General features: G+C 68.8%; 1 protein-coding gene. It reads right to left on the bottom strand.

Going from position 1 to position 523, the window contains the following annotated elements; genetic code table 11:
• Nucleotides 1-523: TetR/AcrR family transcriptional regulator (locus A5692_RS30370; protein WP_068055016.1), on the bottom strand; the 523-nt coding region annotated here is incomplete at both ends.

Here is a 523-nt window from a genome sequence, read left to right as displayed (position 1 = left end):
CGAGCAACGTTCCCCGGATCAATTTCTTGGCCGCGTCCAGCGCGGCGTGATAGTCCCGGGGCGGCGACGTGGCCGCCAGCTCCGTCAACCCATAGATCAGCGCGTAGACGGCCTCGACGATGCCGTTGCGGTCGGCCCGGTGCGCGAGCTCGCCCCGGCGGTAGGCATCGTCGATGACACCCTCGATGATTCCGCGAAACACCTGGAAGTCGGCCGCGAGCCGCGAATCGCGGGCGACAGCGCCTTCGGCGCGGATCACCCACTCGAAGGCGGCAAGATCGGGATACTCGCGCATGAGCCGGCCCGATTCGTCGAGCACCGCCTCGATGCGGTCGACGGCGGTCCCCGGGCGCGCGGCGGCCGCGCGCAGCCGCGGCAACGCGACGTCCGTGCGCGCCGCTATCGCGGCGTTGATCAGCTCCGCCTTGTTCGGAAAGTAGTTGTAGAGGCTTCCGCTGGTGATGTTCGCCGCCCGGGCGATCTCGCGAATCGTGGTGCGCGAATAGCCATTCTCGGCCACGCA

This window comes from Mycobacterium sp. E342 (assembly GCF_001667665.1).
GTDB lineage: Bacteria > Actinomycetota > Actinomycetes > Mycobacteriales > Mycobacteriaceae > Mycobacterium.
The sequence above is the reverse complement of the archived record's forward strand: the minus strand, read 5'-3'. Positions and strand labels throughout refer to the sequence as shown.